This is a genomic window from Tenacibaculum tangerinum (genome assembly GCF_029853675.1).
In the GTDB taxonomy this organism is placed as follows: domain Bacteria; phylum Bacteroidota; class Bacteroidia; order Flavobacteriales; family Flavobacteriaceae; genus Polaribacter; species Polaribacter tangerinum_A.
Genome location: NZ_CP122539.1, coordinates 985001 through 1000748, shown reverse-complemented (window position 1 = coordinate 1000748; position 15748 = coordinate 985001). Strand labels below are relative to the sequence as shown.

Genomic DNA, 15748 nt, shown 5'->3' with positions numbered 1-15748 from the left:
AATTAATTTGTTGAGTGTTTGTATTTTTATTGAAGTAGACTAAGTAATGCTAGGTAAAAAAATGAATCAAAATATGTATATTTGGCACAATGGTGAACAGTGTAAAAATTATTGAATGTCCAAGAGATGCAATGCAAGGAATTAAAAGCCGTTTTATTCCCACTGAGGCAAAGGCAAAGTACATCAATTCACTGTTAAGAGTGGGGTTTGATACGATAGATTTTGGAAGCTTTGTGTCGCCAAAGGCAATTCCGCAGATGAGAGATACTGCCGAAGTTTTATCAAAATTAGATTTATCAACAACACAAAGTAAACTTTTAGCAATCGTTGCAAATGTTCGTGGTGCTAACGATGCTTCTCAATTTGAAGAAATTGATTATTTAGGATACCCTTTTTCAATATCGGAAAACTTTCAAATGCGTAATACACATAAAACGATAGAACAATCTATCGATACGCTAAAGGAAGTACTAGCAATAGCAAATAGAAGTAATAAAGAGGTGGTGGCTTATTTATCCATGGGGTTTGGAAATCCTTATGGAGATCCGTGGAGTGTTGAAATAGTAGGAGAATGGACAGAAAAACTCTCGAAGTTTGGAGTTAAAATATTATCTTTGTCTGACACAATTGGGAGTTCAACCCCAGAAGATATAAACTATTTATTTTCAAATTTAATCCCTAGTTATCCACAAATAGAATTCGGAGCTCATTTACATACCACACCAATAAAATGGCATGAAAAAGTTGATAGTGCATTTAAGGCAGGTTGTCGACGTTTTGATGGAGCTATAAAAGGATATGGAGGGTGCCCAATGGCTAAAGACGAATTAACAGGAAATATGCCAACAGAAAAAATGGTGTCTTACTTTACCGCAAATAAAGTGGTAACCAATATTAAACCAATGAGTTTTGAAAGCGCTTATAATAAAGCATTAGAAGTTTTTTAGAAGATGACGAAATTAAATATTATTTTTCTTTTTTTCTTTTTTACAGCTTTTTCACAATCTACAAATAGTGAAAGAATAGGGGCGTGGGACGTAAGAGGAGGTAAAATAATTAAAAATCAGTCAGTAAGTGATGAGTTAGCAATGTATTACTGGGAAGAATTTAGTAGAATTTTTCCAAAAGAGTTGACTCAGAAGTATATAAAACGTATTGTTTTAATGACAGATGGGGTAGATGAAAAAACAGGAGCTTTAGTTGCATTAAACTCAAAAAATGACAAGTGGCAATTAGAAATTGATATTAGAGATGTTAATTTTGAGACTAAAGACAAAAGAAGATTGCATGAATCTGTGTATACTCTAGTGCATGAGTTTGGGCATTTACTTACCTTGAATAGAACCCAAATACGACCCACTAATAAAAATGAGCAAGAAGAAGGAGAGTTGTACTTAACTCTCGAAGGCGAGGCTTACAAAGATAGCTATCTTAACAGGTTTGTTACGTTGTTTTGGAAAGGAGCATTGTTAAATCGTTGGGATGTTATTCAAAGAAAATATTGTTATACAGAAGCGAACTGTGTAGAGAAGCTATACGACTTATACTTAAATAATAGTTCAGAATTTCTTACAGATTATGCTGCTGAAAGTCCTGAAGAAGATATTGTAGAAAGTTGGACAGCCTTTGTATTAAGACCGAAGATAAAAAGACCCAAAACCATAGCACATAAGAAAATTAATTTTTTTTACCAGTTTCCTGAGTTAGTCGAGTACCGTAGAATTATTAGGAAAAATACCAGCATGTATCTTCATTAGAATTTGTAAATTTGAATTCGATTAAAGAAATTCAAATGAAGCAAATTAAACTTACACTCACCTTATGGGCAGCTTTACTTTTTGTAGGGTGCAGTTCTTCAAAAAGCATAAATACTTCAACAACAAACAATCAGCAAAAAAGTAAAACTAATAAAGTTTATTTCACGCTGTTACAATTAAATGACGTGTACGAAATTGCTCCAATACAAGGAGGCGAGTACGGTGGAATGGCAAGAGTGGCAACCATACACCAAGAGTTACTAAAAGAAAACAAAAATACCATGCTCGTATTGGCAGGTGATTTTTTATCACCCTCTTTACTAGGAACGATGAAGTATAATGGAGACCGTGTACGAGGAAAGCAAATGGTAGAAGTGATGAATGCGATGGATTTTGATTTGGTAGCATTTGGAAATCATGAATTTGATTTAAGTTATACACACCTTCAAAAACGTTTAAATGAAAGTACATTTGAATGGATTTCAGCCAATGTCTTGCATGCTATTGATGGTAAACATGCTAGCTTTTACAAAGTTGTAAATGGTAAAAAACAACCTTTAAAAGACTCTTATATCAAGGAATTTCAAAATACCGACGGTACAATGTTAAAAGTAGGTTTTATAAGTGTTTGTATACCCTCTAATCCAAAAAGTTATGTATATTATAAAGATATGTACAAAGAAATTGTACGCTCTTACAATGATATAAAAAATAAAGTTGATGTTGTAATAGGATTAACCCATGCATCTTTGGCACAAGATAAAAAGATAGCAGCGCTGTTGCCCAATGTTCCTTTGATTATGGGAGGGCACGAGCACACGAACAGTTACGACAAAGTAGGAAACGTAGTAATTACCAAGGCAGACGCCAATGCAAAAACAGTTTATATACATAAATTTGAGTACAATCCGAACACAAAAGAAGTACACTTTAAGTCTGAATTAAAGGAGGTTAATAAATCTATTCCATTTAATGCCAAAGTAAAAGCAGTTGTAGATACATGGCAAGTTGTATTAGAGAATCGAATAGGGGAAGTAGTAACTACCCCGTACGAAGTAATATACAAAACAAAAACCCCTTTAGACGCAAGAGAAAGTACTATTAGAGGTAGACAAACCAATATGGGAAAACTCATAGCAGCATCGATGAGCTCAGCATATAATAACGAAGTTGATTGTGCGCTAGTAAATGGAGGGTCGGTAAGAATAGATGATGTATTAGCAGGAGAGATAAATACCGTAGATATTTTTAGGGTATTGCCCTACGGGGGAAAGATTTTGAAAGTAGAAATAAATGGGAGTTTGTTGAAAAGAGTACTAGATTTTGGAGTCAACGCTTCAGGAACAGGAGCCTATTTACAACGATTTAATGCCACCAAAGAAAATGGAGAATGGATACTTAAAAACGGCAAACTTCAAGAAAACAAAAACTATACAGTAGCATTTTCAGATTACTTATTAAAAGGTTTAGACATACCCATACTTTCTAATAAAAGCAAAGAAGTTTTACATATTTACACACCTAAAAAAGAAGAAGTAGCCTACGATATTCGGAAAGCAGTTGTTAATTATCTAAAAAATAACTAAATTTAAGTATCTGTATATCAGTAAAATAAAATAAATAAATTTCCTTATTTAAAATAAATCTTAATAAACTTTGTTAGATTGATAAACTCTATTAAATTTGCAACAGAAACAATTTAAAATCAATCTAAATAAAATGAAAAGAGTAATCCTTTCTACAATAGTTATATCAGCGTTACTATTTACTTCATGTTCAAGTGATGATGAACCAGTAAATTCAGTAAAAGCACCAGCAACGTATAAATTTGAAAGAGAAGGTAGTTCTACCGTTAGTTTTTCAGGGCAAACAACACGTATTAAAATGGCTACTGAATTAATAACAGCATTAAAGAATTCTGCCAAAACAGAAGCAGATTTAGATAATATGTTTGCACATACTGAAGGAGCTACTAATTTTTCTGATGCTACATTAAACGCTTCTAGTAAAAATGTACGCAGTAAAACAGCAGCCTCAACCGATTTCTATTCAGCAAACACAACAGAAGCCAATGAAATTAAATCTCAATTTGATGCTTGGATAAAAGAACAAGTAGATGTTGTTTATCCAAACTGGAATACAGATGCGGTTGCAGGAACAGCAGGTAAAATTCAAGAAAATGGAGGAGGAGCTACTAGATATGTAAATGGAAAAGGAGTCGAGCTAAATCAAATTTTTGCAAAATCACTAATTGGCGGTTTAATGGTTGATCAGATGTTAAACAACTACTTGGGTACTGCTGTATTAGACGCTGGAAGTAATGTTGCAAATAACGATAAAGAGGTAGTTGAAGAAGGTAAAAATTATACTACAATGGAGCACAAGTGGGATGAAGCCTACGGTTATTTATACGGTAACGAAGCAAATCCAGCCGAACCAGCATTAGAAGCAGATAATTTTTTAAACGAATACTTAGCAAAAGTGAATAGCGACACTGATTTTGCGGGTATAGCAGAGGATATTTACAATGCCTTCAAATTAGGAAGAGCAGCAATTGTAGCTAATAATTACGAGGTACGTAACGAACAAGCGGAAATTATTCGTGAAAAAATTTCAGATGTAATTGCCATTAGAGCGGTGTACTACCTACAGCAAGGTAAAAATAGCTGGGCAACCGATAAAGCAGCCTCTTTTCATGCAATTTCAGAAGGACTAGGATTTATTTACAGCTTACAGTTTACTCGTAAAAGTAATACCAAAGAAGCATATTTTACCATGGCAGAAGTAGAAGGGTTGTTACAAGACTTAATAGGAACAGGAAATGGTTTATGGGAAGATACCACACCAACAACATTAGATACGGTTTCTAAAGCCATAGCAGCTAAATTTAATTTTACTGTTATCGAGGCAGGAAGCTAAAAGAATTATTATAAAAAGTGGCGGTAATTTCAGTGCTACTTTTTATATTTGCAAAACATTTATTTAGAATAAATAGAAATAAAAATGATTAAAAAGTTTTTACAATTATTCCTACTTGTAGCTATAATTTATGCCTGTGGTTCAGACAGTTCAGATAACCCAACACCTTCAGATAATTTCGATAGAGGAGCAATGCTAGTACATTTAGCAGATAATGTGATTATTCCCTCTTTTGAAGCGTTTGACAATCAATTAACTACATTAAAGGCAAAAGCAACGGATTTTACAAATGCGCCCAATGCAGCAACTTTAGTAGAAGTGCGTACCGCTTGGCTAAATGCGTACAAAGCGTGGCAACATGTAGAAATGTTTAATATAGGTAAGGCTGAAGAAATAGGTTTTGTAAACTTTTTTAATATTTATCCTCTTACAGTTTTAGATGTTGAAACGAATATAAGCAACGGAGCGTATGACCTAAATAGTTCTAACAACCACGATGCACAGGGCTTTCCTGCATTAGATTATTTATTGTACGGAGTGGCAGAAAACGATACGGCTATTTTAGAAAAATATACAACAGATGCAAACGCAGCCAACTATAAAAAATATGTAACTGATGTGATTGCTCAAATGAGTACCCTAACAACTACAATTATAAACGATTGGAAAGGAAGTTATAGAGATCAGTTTGTTGCCTCTGCAGGTAATACAGCAAGCTCATCATTAAACAAGTTGGTAAACGATTTTATTTTTTATTACGAAAAAGGAGTAAGAGCGAATAAATTTGGAATTCCAGCAGGAAATTTCTCATCAACACCTTTGCCAGAAAAAGTCGAGGCATATTATAACAGAGTATCATCAAAAGTATTAGCACTCGAAGCATTAAATGCGGTTCAAGATTTTTTCAACGGGAATAATTTTAATGCAGCAGGTTCTGGAGTGAGTTTCAAAAGTTATTTAGAGTATTTAAAAAGAAGTGATTTGGTAAGCTTAATCAATACGCAGTTTAATGTAGCCGAAACACAAATAAATACCTTAAATGATGATTTCTACCAACAAATAAATACAGACAATACCAAAATGACAGCAGCTTATGATGAGTTGCAGAAAGGAGTTATATATTTAAAAGTAGATATGCTTCAGGCATTTAATGTTAGTGTAGACTATGCAGATGCTGACGGAGATTAGTCACTAAAACAAAATAACAAAGCTGTCTATGAAAATAGGCAGCTTTTATTAAAAACAACCGTATAGTCACACTTTTTTGTTGGTGAAGTACTTCATAAAATGATGTCAGAAAATTACCTTTCAAAGCAAACAAATTCAGCCCCTTTGGCTGTCTTTCGTATTTTTTTTGGAGTAATGATGCTCTTTGGTATCATCCGATTTTGGTACCATGGTTGGATAGAAACTCTATATCTACAGCCAACCTTCCATTTTTCATATTACGGCTTTGAATGGGTAAAACCTATTGGAAATTACACCTATATATTATTTGTTATTTGTGGTCTATCAGCAGCATTAATAGCTGTAGGTTTTAAATATAGGTTAGCCATCATAACATTCTTTCTAAGCTTTACCTACATAGAGTTAATGGATAAAACAACCTACTTAAACCATTACTACTTTATTAGCCTATTAAGTTTTGTTTTGATTTTCTTACCCGCAAATGCTCGTTTTTCAGCAGATGCCTACCTACGCAAAAAAGAGTATATGAATGTACCTAAGTGGACTATAGATAGTATAAAGCTACTCTTAGGTATAGTTTACTTTTATGCAGGTTTGGCAAAATTAAATTCCGATTGGTTATTTAGAGCACAACCACTTAAAATATGGTTACCTTCAAAATACGATTTACCGCTTATCGGAAACAATGTAATGCAGCAAGAATGGTTTCACTACGCAATGAGTTGGGGAGGAGCTTTGTATGATTTATCCATTCCTTTTTTATTACTCTATAAAAGAACACGTTTACTAGCTTTCGCATTGGTAATATTCTTTCATGTGTTTACTAGAATTTTATTTCCTATAGGAATGTTTCCTTTTATCATGATTGTGGCGACACTCATTTTCTTCGATGCCTCTTTTCATGAGAAAATTATTCAGTTCATACAACGAATATTTTCAATTTCATCAAAAAAAGTTGAGCAAGTGAAAGCATATACATATGCGAAGTTAACAAGGAAAGTAACTCTAGTAACTTTAGGTATTGTTTTCACACTTCAAATTCTATTACCATGGCGTTATCTATTGTATCCAGGAGAATTATTCTGGACAGAAGAAGGGTTTCGTTTTTCATGGCGTGTGATGTTAATGGAAAAAGCAGGCTATACAAATTTTAAAATTGTTGATGGAAAAACAGGAAACTATTTTTATGTGAATAATGCCGATTTTTTAACGCCTTTTCAAGAAAAGCAAATGAGTTTTCAGCCCGACTTTATTTTAGAATATGCCCATTACTTGGGAGACCATTTCAAAAAAGACGGTCATAAAAACATCGAAGTCTATGTAGAGAGTTTTGCCGCATTAAACGGACGGTTAAGTAAGCGATATATAGATCCTACTGTAGACTTATATCAACAAAAAGAAAGCTTTAAACACAAAGACTGGATACTACCTTTTACCGATAAAATTAAAATTTATGGACTATAAATATATGTTCAACTACGCAAAGCTAGCCCAAAATATATACAAGTTATTAGGGGTGTTCTTGTTTTGTGCTGTTTCAACTTTTGCACAAAACAACATTTCAGGAGTGGTAACTTCAGAAACAAATGTAGCCTTGCGAAATGTAAAAATATACAATAAATCGGGTAATTTGTTGGCAGAAACGAATAACAAAGGATTGTACCAGTTTTCTACAAAAGAAAAGCAGTTAAAGTTACTGTTTTATGTAGAAGAATACCAATTAAAAGAGGTTGAAGTTACCCTTACCAAAGACCTAGTGTTAAACGTTCGTTTGTACTCTTTTTCAGAAGAGCTATCAGAAATAGAAATCAAAGCACAACGCAGAAAAGTATTTGAATTAAAGCGTTTAAAAGACGTAGAAGAAACGGCTATTTTTGCAGGTAAAAAAACCGAAGTTGTTTTAGTAAATCAATCTACAGCAGCGTTAGCCTCTAACAATGCACGCCAGCTATACAGTCAAGTAGCAGGATTAAACATTTTTCAAAACGACGATGCAGGCCTGCAGTTAAATATTGGAGGTAGAGGACTAGACCCGAACAGAACATCTAATTTCAATACCCGTCAAAACGGATACGATATTAGTGCAGATGTATTAGGATATCCTGAAAGTTATTATACCCCACCAGCAGAAGCGCTGGATGAAATTCAAATTGTAAGAGGGGCTGCTTCACTGCAATACGGAACGCAGTTTGGAGGCTTGGTGAATTTTATAATGAAAAAACCAAACCCTAACAAACCCTTAGAAATTATTACAAGAAATACCTTAGGAAGTAATAATTTATTTACCAATTTTACCAGTGTTGGAGGCACTAAAGGCGAATTTAGCTATTACGGATATTACAACTATAAACAAGGAGAGGGCTTCCGACCAAACTCTGAGTTCGATTCAAAAAATGCTTTTGCACATGTAGGGTATGAAATTTCAGACAACACGAAACTAACAGCAGAAATCACCTATCTAAAGTACCTAGCACAACAAGCAGGAGGATTAACCGATGCAATGTTTTCTGAAGATATTTTCCAAAGTAACAGAACACGTAATTGGTTTGAGGTTAATTGGTTACTGTATAACTTTAAGCTGATACATGATTTTTCTAAAAAAAGTAAGTTATCAGTTAACTTTTCTGGTTTAGATGCATCAAGAAACACAGTAGGGTATAGAGGAAATTATAAAAACTCACAATCCAATCCAGTAAGTGATTTAGATATTCAAGACCCAAGAACTGGAGAATATGAAATTAGAGACTTAATTAAAGGAAATTTTAAAAACTGGTCTGTTGAAGCAAGATTTTTATCAGAGTACAACTTGTTCAATAAAGAGAATATCTTTTTAATAGGAACAAAATACTACAAAGCGAACAATAAATCTCGACAAGGAGCTGGTTCTAGAGGTATTGATGCAGACTTTAATTTTGTACCAACCAATGATTATATAAGTTCAAACTTTACATTACCTAATGAAAATGTAGCTGTTTTTGGTGAAAATATTTTTAAGTTTTCTGATAAGTTTAGTGTAACACCTGGTTTTAGGTTAGAGTATATTAATACTCAAAGTGAAGGGATTTATACAATCATAAATTATGATGCAGCTGGAAATCCGCTACCCAATGATGATAATGAGTTCGAAGATAATAGAACTAAAGAAAGAAGTTTTGCGTTATTTGGTTTAGGAGCAAGTTATAAACCTACCGATAATATTGAGTTTTACGGTAATGCATCTCAAAACTACCGTTCCGTTACATTTTCTGATATAAGAACAGTAAGTCCAACTTTTATAGTTGATGAAAACATTAAAGACTCAAAAGGTTATACTACCGATTTTGGAATTAGGGGAGCGTATAAAAAGTTTTTTTCTTATGACATTAGTGGATTTGGGTTGTTTTACAATGACAGAATAGGTATTGTATTAGAATCTAATGGGCAAAATAAAGGAGATAGATTAAGAACAAATATAGGAGATGCTTTTATTTACGGTGTTGAAAGCTTAATTGATTTTAACATGATTAAAATATTAAAAATAGAAAATACAAACTACTCTTTTAACATCTTTAATAACTTTTCTTTTATAGATTCTGAGTACACTAAATCAAACAAATCAGGTGTAGAAGGAAATAAAGTGGAATTCATACCAAATATAAACTTAAAAACAGGAGTAAGGTTTGGATACAAAAACTTCTTGTCTAGTCTTCAATATTCATATTTATCAAAACAATATACCGATGCTACCAATTCAGCAGCAGATATAGGAGGAGTAAGAGAAGGAACGATAGGAGAAATTCCCGCCTATAGAGTGCTAGATTTCTCAACTTCTTACAAATACAAAATTTTCAAACTAGAAGCAGGGGTCAATAACTTGTTAGATGAAAAATACTTCACACGTAGGGCAACAGGGTATCCAGGACCAGGTATTATACCATCTGCCCCAAGAAACTGGTATGTAACATTACAGTTTAAAATTTAATATAAAAGAGGAAGCAACAGTAGCTGTTTTTGGGGGCATAACGCAAGCGTAACATAACTTTTGTTTTAAGAAATAATTTTATACAATCCTAACTGAACCCCTAAAATAACAAATAGAGAATATATAAAAAAAGAAAATGAATTGACATTATTTTATAAGTTCAAAAGTTGTGTCTTATGGTAGTTCATTTCGACTTCTAATTTTTAAAACGATATTACCTAAATGAATAACAGGTAAAAGAGAACTAAAATCAACACTTATTTATCAAAGAATTCACAAAAACGAAGCCAACTGTAAAAATCTATAATTAAGAACAATATACCACAATACAATTAAGTTATAGTACGATGATGCATGTAAATAACTTAGTGTTAAATTAGAATAAACAGTAAGAAAGTTGTTTTGAAATACCCACAAAAAAGGTTACTTTCGCAGCGTATAAAAACAAAAAGTAAAAATGAGTAGAGATTTATTTGAAAGAATCAAAGGAGATAAGGGACCTTTAGGAAAATGGGCAGATAAAGCCGAGGGGTATTATGTGTTTCCAAAGTTAGAAGGACCAATATCTAACCGTATGACTTTCAATGGAAAAAAAGTAATTACTTGGAGTATTAACGATTATTTAGGATTAGCAAACCATCCAGAAGTTTTAAAAGTAGACGGAGAATCTGCGGCAACTGACGGAATGGCGTATCCTATGGGAGCACGTATGATGTCAGGTCATACAACATACCATGAACAATTAGAACAAGAATGTGCTGAATTTGTAGGAAAAGAAGCAGCCTATTTAGTAAACTTCGGATACCAAGGAATGGTATCAGCAATAGATGCCCTAGTAGGAAAAGACGATATTATAGTATATGACATGGATACACATGCATGTATTATTGATGGAGTTCGTTTACATTCAGGAAAACGCTTTGTATACCGTCATAACGATATAGAAAGTTGCGAGAAAAACTTGAAGCGTGCTACCAAGATGGCAGAAAAAACAGGTGGAGGAATTTTGTTAGTTTCTGAAGGAGTATTCGGTATGAGAGGAGAGCAAGGACGCTTAGCGGAAATTGTTGCTTTAAAAGAAAAATACAACTTCCGTTTGTTGGTAGACGATGCACACGGATTTGGAACCCTGGGAGAAGGAGGAAGAGGAACAGGATTTGAACAAGGGATACAAGACGAAATCGACGTATATTTTGCTACATTCGCCAAATCAATGGCAGGAATAGGAGCTTTCTTTGCAGGAGACAAAGATGTAGTACAATACCTACAATATAACATGCGATCACAAATGTTTGCAAAATCCCTACCAATGCCAATGGTAAAAGGAGCATTGAAACGATTAGATATGATTCGTACCATGCCTGAGCTAAAAGAAAACCTCTGGAAAATAACCAATGCCTTACAATCAGGTTTGCGAAACGCAGGTTTTGACTTAGGAACCACGCAAACATGCATTACACCCGTATACCTTAAAGGAGAAATACCAGAAGCAATGGCAATGGTAAACGATTTACGAGAAAATCACGGAGTTTTTTGTTCCATAGTAGTCTACCCAGTAATACCAAAAGGATTAATAATATTAAGATTAATACCAACAGCACGTCATACAATTCAAGATGTAGACGAAACAATTGAAGCATTTTCAGCAATCCGAGAAAAATTAGAAAACGGAACCTACAAGAAAATAGCAGCTTCAATTATGGCAGGATAATAAGTGATTAAAAAATAAATAAAAACTCATGAAATCAATCATGAGTTTTTTGGTTTTAAAGAGAAATGATACATTTGGAATTCTTTTTGCTGATAAAAAAATAAATGAAAACACTATTATATATATACCTACTAGTAATAAGCGGAACAATAAGTGCGCAGATAAAAGATACGTTGCCAAATTTCAATGACGAATACATTCTAGTCAAAGAAGGAGATAGCTTGATGATAAGACTAAATGAAGTTACGATACTGCCCAAGCATAAGTTTAAAGAAAAAAAAGACATATTATACTATTACTGGCTTCGTAAAAAAGTATTTAAGGCATACCCCTATGCAATTTTAGCAGCAAAAAGAGTAGACAGTGTTAACTCACGATTAGCTAGAATAGAATCAAAAAGTAAAAAAAGAAAATACATAAAAAGAATTCAAGAATACTTAGAAGAAGAGCTAACAGCCCCTTTAAAGAAATTAACAAGAACTGAAGGGAGGATTTTATTAAAGCTAATTCATCGACAAACAGGAAAAACAGCTTTTGACAATGTAAAAGAACTAAGAAGCGGATGGAAAGCTTTTTGGTATAATACCACAGCCAATATGTTTAAGTTATCTCTAAAGTCCGAGTACAAACCAGAGACTGAGAACGAAGATTACCTGATAGAAGATATTCTACAGCGAGCATACATAGAGGAGAAATTAGAATACCAAGAACCAAAATTAGACAAAGACTATTTAACAATCGTCTCAAAAAGTCGAGGATACATAGACGTTTCAGAGTATAAAAAGATGTTTGCAAAGATGCAAAAGAAGAAAGGCAAGAAGTAAGCAGTTATCAGCAATTAGTTATTAATTCATTGCTACATTGCTACATTGCTACATTGCTACATTATCTCATTGCAAATAGCCAAGAGCCGAGAATTCATTTAATAATTATCGATGAGCAATTTCTAGTTTTCAGTAATCAAACCAACCCTTATAACGAGGAGTGATAGCGACGTAGTTATCTCATGATGGTAATCAGAGAACAATTATCAGTAAGCAGTTGTTAGAAATAGTTATAATTATTAATCATTCCTACATTTCCTCATTTCCTGATTATTTCATTACCTCATTATTCATTACGAATAGCCAAGAGCTAACAGCTAACAGCCAACTACCAACAGCCAACATCTTTATATATAAACAGTTACAAAAAGGTTTAAAAAAAGTTAAAAAAACTCATTGTTGATAAGGAAAAGGGTTCTTATATTTGCACCCGCAAACGGAAAAGCGGTATGCATAGAAGTTAGCGGGAGTTCATAGAAATAGGGTATAGAAAAAGGATAAAAAAAGTTTAGCATTTTCTTGCATAGTAGTTTGTAAAGTAAGTATCTTTGCAATCCTGTTTTTTTAGGGAGTGAGTTCATTAAAATAGTGCGGTAGTATAAACGAAAAAAAACTTAAAAAAGTTTTTGTCAGAATAAAAATAGTTTATATATTTGCATCCGCTTTTAGGGAGCGATATAGATAGAGAAATTTTGGAAGGCGATATGCCACTAGTTCGATTCTAGTATTTCTACAAAAGGTTTAGTTAAAGATACAAATTTAAGTTTGTTATTAGCGACGAGCCAAGTTCATTGAAAAATATTGAAATTGACAGCGTAATTAAAGAGTAGAATTACCACAGAAAGTTTAAGAGATTAGATTTTCGTAAATTCTTTTGGAACTTAACATTTATAATATTAAAGATTATACAATGAAGAGTTTGATCCTGGCTCAGGATGAACGCTAGCGGCAGGCTTAACACATGCAAGTCGAGGGGCAGCATTTCTTTCGGGAAGATGGCGACCGGCGAACGGGTGCGTAACGCGTATAGAATCTGCCTTGTACAGGAGGATAGCCTTTAGAAATGAAGATTAATACTCCATGGTATAGAGAAGTGGCATCACTTTTTTATTAAAGATTTATCGGTACAAGATGACTATGCGTCCTATTAGCTAGATGGTAAGGTAACGGCTTACCATGGCAACGATAGGTAGGGGGTCTGAGAGGATTATCCCCCACACTGGTACTGAGACACGGACCAGACTCCTACGGGAGGCAGCAGTGAGGAATATTGGTCAATGGAGGCAACTCTGAACCAGCCATGCCGCGTGCAGGAAGACTGCCCTATGGGTTGTAAACTGCTTTTATACGGGAAGAAACGTAGCTACGTGTAGTTATTTGACGGTACCGTAAGAATAAGCACCGGCTAACTCCGTGCCAGCAGCCGCGGTAATACGGAGGGTGCAAGCGTTATCCGGAATCATTGGGTTTAAAGGGTCCGCAGGCGGTCAATTAAGTCAGAGGTGAAATCCCATAGCTTAACTATGGAACTGCCTTTGATACTGGTTGACTTGAGTTATACGGAAGTAGATAGAATAAGTAGTGTAGCGGTGAAATGCATAGATATTACTTAGAATACCGATTGCGAAGGCAGTCTACTACGTATATACTGACGCTCATGGACGAAAGCGTGGGGAGCGAACAGGATTAGATACCCTGGTAGTCCACGCCGTAAACGATGGACACTAGTTGTTGGGTTTAGGCTCAGTGACTAAGCGAAAGTGATAAGTGTCCCACCTGGGGAGTACGATCGCAAGATTGAAACTCAAAGGAATTGACGGGGGCCCGCACAAGCGGTGGAGCATGTGGTTTAATTCGATGATACGCGAGGAACCTTACCAGGGCTTAAATGTAGAGTGACAGGGGTAGAGATACCTTTTTCTTCGGACACTTTACAAGGTGCTGCATGGTTGTCGTCAGCTCGTGCCGTGAGGTGTCAGGTTAAGTCCTATAACGAGCGCAACCCTTATCGTTAGTTGCTAGCAGGTAAAGCTGAGGACTCTAGCGAGACTGCCGGTGCAAACCGCGAGGAAGGTGGGGATGACGTCAAATCATCACGGCCCTTACGTCCTGGGCTACACACGTGCTACAATGGTATGGACAATGAGCAGCCACTATGCGAATAGGAGCGAATCTATAAACCATATCACAGTTCGGATCGGAGTCTGCAACTCGACTCCGTGAAGCTGGAATCGCTAGTAATCGGATATCAGCCATGATCCGGTGAATACGTTCCCGGGCCTTGTACACACCGCCCGTCAAGCCATGGAAGCTGGGGGTGCCTGAAGTCGGTTACCGAGAGGAGCTGCCTAGGGTAAAACTGGTAACTAGGGCTAAGTCGTAACAAGGTAGCCGTACCGGAAGGTGCGGCTGGAACACCTCCTTTCTAGAGAAAGATGGTGAGTTACAATAGAGGTACATTTTACTCTTTTGCTGTTAATTTTAAAGAAATAGACTAAGATCTTAAGTTAGTTGTTAGTTGATAGTTTTTGGTTGTTAGTATTGGTACTAATATCTGAGAATTACAAGCTAAAGGCTAAAAAAAGTCTCGTAGCTCAGCTGGTTAGAGCGCTACACTGATAATGTAGAGGTCGGCAGTTCGAGTCTGCCCGAGACTACTTAATAGTCGAGACAGACGAGAAGTTTATCCCGAGCGTAGCCGAGGGGAGTCTGCCCGAGACTACAATTTATTGAAGGATTTAAAGATTTAAGAATTCAAACATTGAAATATTAAAGGATTTAAAAATTCAAAGATTGAGAGATAGATTAAGATATTTAGTTAAGAAAGGAAATTCTAGGAGCTAGGGAATTCTAAATTCGTAATTCTGAATTCATAATTCTGAATTTCAAATGGGGGATTAGCTCAGCTGGCTAGAGCGCTTGCCTTGCACGCAAGAGGTCATCGGTTCGACTCCGATATTCTCCACGAGGCAGTGCCTCGAGACAATATACATTGTTTCAGAGTACTGCACGAATTGCGCTGATAATACTTATCAGTGGCGATTCGCCACGTTCATTGACATATTGGTAAAATGATATCGTAAAGAATCAAGATAGAGCGTTAGATTAATAATCTAACAAGATATTTTTTATAAGAATCAAGATTTAAGATTTTAATTATTGAATAGTTCAATTTTTAAATTTTTAAATATATAAAAGAGCTCGTTGTAGTAGAGATACTACAGCAAAAAGTACAATAAGCTAAATAAGGGCGTATGGAGGATGCCTAGGCTTTCAGAGGCGAAGAAGGACGTGATAAGCTGCGATAAGCTACGGTGAGGGGCACATACCTATTGATCCGTAGATTTCCGAATGGGGCAACCCAATACATTGAAGATGTATTACCACG

Annotated in this window: 9 protein-coding genes, 2 tRNA genes and 2 rRNA genes (1 of these 13 only partly in view); all 13 read left to right on the top strand. The window is 35.0% G+C overall.

Features of this window, described 5'->3' with window-relative positions:
• Positions 1–89: 89 nt before the first annotated feature.
• On the top strand, positions 90–947 hold the full coding sequence (locus P8625_RS04225; protein WP_407704760.1) for a hydroxymethylglutaryl-CoA lyase: 858 nt from the start codon (positions 90–92) through the stop codon (positions 945–947).
• A 3-nt stretch (positions 948–950) separates the two neighbouring features.
• Entirely contained in the window at positions 951–1757 is an 807-nt protein-coding gene (locus P8625_RS04220) for a hypothetical protein (RefSeq protein WP_279652241.1), read from the top strand.
• Positions 1758–1792: 35 nt separating this feature from the next.
• Positions 1793–3343, top strand: coding sequence for a bifunctional metallophosphatase/5'-nucleotidase (locus P8625_RS04215; protein WP_279652240.1), 1551 nt, complete (start codon positions 1793–1795; stop codon positions 3341–3343).
• A gap of 133 nt (positions 3344–3476) precedes the next feature.
• Positions 3477–4676, top strand: a complete 1200-nt coding sequence (locus P8625_RS04210; RefSeq protein ID WP_279652239.1) for a DUF4856 domain-containing protein — start codon at positions 3477–3479, stop codon at positions 4674–4676.
• 84 nt (positions 4677–4760) lie between these two features.
• Positions 4761–5864: an imelysin family protein gene (locus tag P8625_RS04205; protein WP_279652238.1), complete on the top strand. Its 1104-nt coding sequence runs from the start codon at positions 4761–4763 to the stop codon at positions 5862–5864.
• 99 nt (positions 5865–5963) lie between these two features.
• Positions 5964–7328 (top strand): HTTM domain-containing protein, encoded by a 1365-nt coding sequence (locus tag P8625_RS04200; RefSeq protein ID WP_279652237.1) that lies wholly within the window; start codon positions 5964–5966, stop codon positions 7326–7328.
• The gene (locus P8625_RS04195; RefSeq protein ID WP_279652236.1) at positions 7318–9825 is read left to right on the top strand and encodes a TonB-dependent receptor family protein; all 2508 of its coding nucleotides are present in this window, start codon (positions 7318–7320) and stop codon (positions 9823–9825) included. Before P8625_RS04200 ends, P8625_RS04195 begins: the two co-directional genes overlap by 11 nt.
• A 457-nt stretch (positions 9826–10282) precedes the next feature.
• Positions 10283–11536 carry an aminotransferase class I/II-fold pyridoxal phosphate-dependent enzyme gene (locus tag P8625_RS04190; RefSeq protein ID WP_279652235.1) on the top strand — a complete coding sequence of 418 codons (1254 nt, stop codon included), beginning with the start codon at positions 10283–10285 and terminating at the stop codon, positions 11534–11536.
• A gap of 104 nt (positions 11537–11640) precedes the next feature.
• Complete coding sequence (locus P8625_RS04185; protein ID WP_279652234.1) at positions 11641–12360, top strand: DUF4294 domain-containing protein; 720 nt, start codon at positions 11641–11643, stop codon at positions 12358–12360.
• Between the two features lie 907 nt (positions 12361–13267).
• A 16S ribosomal RNA gene (locus P8625_RS04180) occupies positions 13268–14785 on the top strand.
• 158 nt (positions 14786–14943) lie between these two features.
• A tRNA-Ile gene (locus P8625_RS04175) sits at positions 14944–15017 on the top strand.
• A 234-nt stretch (positions 15018–15251) separates the two neighbouring features.
• A tRNA-Ala gene (locus tag P8625_RS04170) sits at positions 15252–15325 on the top strand.
• 268 nt (positions 15326–15593) lie between these two features.
• Positions 15594–15748 (top strand): 23S ribosomal RNA (locus P8625_RS04165); it runs 2719 nt beyond the window's last position.
• The 16S and 23S rRNA genes sit together here with 2 tRNA genes alongside, the layout of an rRNA operon.